A 4227-nucleotide genomic window follows, 5' to 3' on the forward strand; every position below is an offset into this window, starting at 1 on the left:
GCGCCTCGGTGGTGATCCAGCCGCGTGTCGCAAGCTCGCCGAGCATCGGCACGGTCTCGCGGCCACGCAGTTCAGGGAAGCGTCCGCCGGCGATAAGCTGCTGGGTCTGGACGAAGAACTCGATCTCGCGAATGCCGCCGCGGCCGAGCTTGACGTTGTGGCCCTTGACCGCGATCTCACCATGGCCCTTGTGGGCGTGGATCTGACGCTTGATCGAATGGACGTCGGCAATCGCCGCGTAATCCATGTATTTGCGCCAGATATAGGGCTGAAGCTCCTTGAGGAAGGTAGCGCCCGCGGCCAGATCGCCAGCCACCGGACGTGCCTTGATCATGGCGGCGCGCTCCCAGTTCTGGCCGCGCGCCTCATAGTAGCGCAGTGCCGCCTCAACCGGGATCGCCAGCGGTGTCGAACCGGGGTCGGGGCGCAGCCTCAGATCGGTGCGGAAGACATATCCGTGCTCGGTGCGGTCCTGCAGGATGCGAACCAGGCGGCGCGTCAGCCGCGAAAACAATTCGGTGGCGTCGAGCGGGTCGACGACCGCCGGTGCTTCCGGATCGAAGAAAACCACCAGATCGATGTCCGAGGAAAAATTCAGCTCATGTGCCCCGAGCTTGCCCATGCCGAGCAGGATCCAACCCGACTGTTTCGACGGGTTGTCGACATCCGGCAGTTTGAGTTTGCCCTGGCCGTGCGCGTCGCGCAGCAGGAAGTCGACGGCGGCACGGGTACAGGCGTCAGCGAGGTCGCTCAACCGCCGGACCGTCAGCGCCGTTTCGGCCTCGCCGGCAAGATCGGCCAGCGCGATGAGGAAATGCGCCTCCGCCTTCCACTGGCGCAGCTCCATCATCAGGCCGGATTCCGAAAGGGTCTCCGCCAAATGCGCCAGGTCTATGGCGGCGCCGATCGCTTTCAGCCGAGCCTCGATTGTCTGCTCGAACAGCCCGTCCAGGATTTGCGGCCGGCGACGTGCCGTATCGCGCAGGAACGGCGACAGATCGAAGACGGCGGCGAGGAAATCCTGGCCCTCCCCTTTGCCGGCCAGAAACTTGGCCAGCCGCGTCAGCCCTTCTTCGCGTGCGGCGGACGCGATCTCGGCCAGTTCCAGCCGCGCACGGTCCTCGTCCAGCGGAACAAGCCTGGCCGCCGGCTTCAGCAGCCAATCTTTCGCTCTCGCAGTCGTGCTCATCAGTGATCCTCCCGAACCGGGAAACTCATGACCACGGATAGTCCAGGATTGCCAGGCAAGAGTTCAAGCCGGCCATTGTGGAATGTCATGACCGCCTTGGCGAGGCTGAGGCCAAGACCGGAACCCGGTTGCGAACGGCTCTTCTCCAGCCGCACGAAACGTTCCGTGGCACGCGCGCGGTCGCCATCGTCGGGAATGCCGTGGCCATTGTCGGCAACCGACAGGCGAACGTCCGCACCGGTTCGCTCGAGCGTGACGCGCACCGCCGGCTGGGCATTGGCGCCGGTGGAATATTTGATGGCGTTGTCGACGATGTTCGACAGCGCCTGACCGATCAGTTCGCGGTTGCCGTTGACGGACACCGCCTCGTGCGCGTCTGCTTCCAGCGACACGCCCGCCTCTTCCGCCACCGGCTCATAGAGCTCGACGACATCGCGTACGGCTTCCGCAAGATCGACGCGGTTCGTATTTTCAGACGAGTAGCCAGCCTCCAGCCGGGAGATCATCAGGATGGCGTTGAAGGTTTTTATCAACTGGTCCGACTCGGCGATGGTGCCTTCCAGCGCCTGCCGGTAGTCGGTGGGCTTTTGCTTGCCCGAAAGCGTCGCTTCGGCCCGGTTGCGCAGCCGGGTCAGCGGCGTCTTCAGATCATGCGCGATGTTGTCGGAAACCTGCTTCAAGCCTTCGTTCAGCGTGGCGATCCTGGCCAGCATGGCATTGAGATTTTCGGAGAGCCGGTCGAACTCGTCGCCAACCCCCGTCACCGGCAGCCTGCCCGACAGATCGCCGCCCATGATGCGACGGCTGGCTTCCGACACGCTGTCGATGCGCTTCAGCGCAGCGCGGCCGACAAAAAACCAGATCAGCAATCCGCCCAGCCCCATCATGCCGAGCGCCAGCATCAGCGCACGGCGGATGACGGCACGAAACCGTTCCGGCTCGCCAAGGTCGCGGCCGACCAGCATGATCATCTGGTTCGGCAGCCGCAGCACCAGCGCAATGGCGTTGTGGCCTTTTTCGCCCTGCGCCTGCGCATCGTTCTGCTCGGATTGGGTGGTGGTACCCTGCTCGGCGGGAAGGTTGCGCAGGCGCTCGAGCTCTCCCTCGCCAAAGCGCTGATAAGAGAACGGACTGCTGGTCCAGCCTTCGGTTTCGAGAACGCCAGGTTCGAGGCTCTGCACGTTGCCGGTCAGGATCTGGCCGTTGGCGTCGGCGATCAGGTAAAGGTTTGCGCCGGGCTGGCGCGAGCGCGCTTCGACCACGCGGACCAGTACCGGCAGGCCACCGCGCTGATAGGCGCGGGCAAGGCCGAGCACTTCGTCATTGATGGTCTCCTGCGTCTGCGCGGTCAGCATTCGCGCCGACAGCGAGGTCATGTAGAAGACGAGCGCCACCGCGCAGAGCGCGAAGAGCAGGAAGTAGAGCGCCGAAAGCCGCGCTGCCGTCGTCTTCATGATGGCGGGCACGGAAAGAGCCATGCCGCAGCTAACCACTCTTCAGCATATAGCCGGCGCCGCGAACCGTATGCAGGATGGGCTTGTCGAAGCCCTTCTCTATCTTGCCGCGCAGCCGGGAGACATGGACGTCGATGACATTGGTCTGCGGATCGAAATGGTAGTCCCAGACATTTTCCAGCAGCATGGTGCGCGTCACCACCTGGCCGGCATGCCGCATCAGATATTCGAGCAAGCGGAACTCACGCGGCTGCAGCGTTATCTCGCGTGACGCACGGCGGACCGAATGCGACAGCCTGTCGAGTTCGAGATCGCCGACGCGGTAGACGGTTTCCGCTTCCTTGGCACTGGCGCGCCGGTTCAGCACCTCGACGCGGGCGAGAAGCTCGGAGAAGGCATAGGGCTTTGTCAGGTAATCGTCGCCGCCGGCGCGCAAACCCGTGACCCGGTCATCGACCTCGCCGAGCGCCGACAGGATCAGCACCGGCGTCGTGTTGCCCCTGGACCTGAGACCGGCAATGACCGACAGGCCGTCGCGACGCGGCATCATCCGGTCGATCACCATCACGTCGTAGTCGCCGGCGTCGGCGAGCGCAAAGCCGGTTTCGCCGTCACCGGCGACATGCGCGGTGTGACCGGCCTCGGCAAAGGCTTTCTGCAAGTAATCCGCAGCCTCGCGATCGTCTTCTATGACGAGAATCTTCATAGGGCTGTTATACGCGATTTCGCCGGAAGGTTGAGTGGCAGACATCTGCATTGTGGCCTTTGCCAAAGCGCATCGCGACCGAGATCGCTCGAAGCAGTGCGCGATAAAGCTGCTCGCTGCCGATGTCGTTGGCATCGGATCGTTGAAGCGCTTTTGAAATTGTGCGGCAGCGGGCGATGGGAAGCCCGCTGCCGCCGGGGGAAGGCGCGATGACTGACTAACGCGCGCTCCTCCATGCTTTCCCGTACGGCGGCTCGGGGGTGTTGAACCGGCGCACTGGAAAAGTCCAACTTGCCGCCGGAACGCCCTCACCCGTCTCGGAAGGCCGAGAGAACGCTCCGGAGCCGACCTCAGCCCTTGGCGACGGGCAGCGCGACGAAACGATTGGTGTCGTCGCGGGTGATCTGCATCAGCACTGCCTTGCGGCCGGATTTGACCGCTTCGGTCATCGCCTTGGTGACGTCGTCGGTGCCGTTCACTTCGGTCGAATTGACCGATGTGATGACGTCGCCCGGCTGGATGCCGCGATCGGCAGCATCGCTGTCGGGATCGACGTCGGTCACCACCAGCCCCTTGCCGTTTTCGGACTTGGTGACGGTCAGGCCGAGATCGGCCAGCGTGTCGGGCTTTGCCGGAGCGGCAGGCTGCGACTGGTCGACAGAGGCCTGCTTGTCGCTCGAGGGCAGTTTGCCGAGATCGACCTTGACCGTCTGGCTCTTGCCGTCGCGCCACACGGTGACGTCAACCGATTTGCCAGGCGAGTAGGCGCCGATCAGCCGTGCCAGTTCCTTCGGCGAAGCGACGTCCTTGCCGTTGACCTGGGTGATCACGTCACCGGCCGTGATGCCCGCCTTCTTGCCGGGACCATCGTCCTGGGC

The 4227-nt window shown here is 64.1% G+C and carries 3 protein-coding genes and 1 pseudogene; all 4 read right to left on the reverse strand.

Annotated features, from left to right (window positions below):
• Positions 1–1189, reverse strand: a pseudogene (locus tag EN994_RS20215) (bifunctional [glutamine synthetase] adenylyltransferase/[glutamine synthetase]-adenylyl-L-tyrosine phosphorylase); the annotation flags it as partial.
• Positions 1189–2667, reverse strand: a complete 1479-nt coding sequence (locus EN994_RS20220) for a HAMP domain-containing sensor histidine kinase (RefSeq protein ID WP_013532630.1) — start codon at positions 2665–2667, stop codon at positions 1189–1191. The gene EN994_RS20220 and the pseudogene EN994_RS20215, both read right to left, overlap by 1 nt.
• 7 nt (positions 2668–2674) lie before the next feature.
• Entirely contained in the window at positions 2675–3349 is a 675-nt protein-coding gene (locus EN994_RS20225) for a response regulator transcription factor (RefSeq protein ID WP_023812818.1), read from the reverse strand.
• Positions 3350–3699: 350 nt separating this feature from the next.
• A partial coding sequence (locus tag EN994_RS20230) for a PDZ domain-containing protein (protein ID WP_127307753.1) occupies positions 3700–4227 on the reverse strand: 528 nt, incomplete at its 5' end.

It is taken from the genome of Mesorhizobium sp. M7A.F.Ca.CA.002.09.1.1 (assembly GCF_003998555.1).
In the GTDB taxonomy this organism is placed as follows: Bacteria; Pseudomonadota; Alphaproteobacteria; order Rhizobiales; family Rhizobiaceae; genus Mesorhizobium; species Mesorhizobium ciceri.

What these genes read in the sequence shown, in the direction of transcription:
- EN994_RS20220 (WP_013532630.1), bottom strand. Translation starts at nt 2,667, where the DNA reads ATGGCTCTTTCCGTGCCCGCCATCATGAAGACGACGGCAGCGCGGCTT.
- EN994_RS20225 (WP_023812818.1), bottom strand. Translation starts at nt 3,349, where the DNA reads ATGAAGATTCTCGTCATAGAAGACGATCGCGAGGCTGCGGATTACTTG.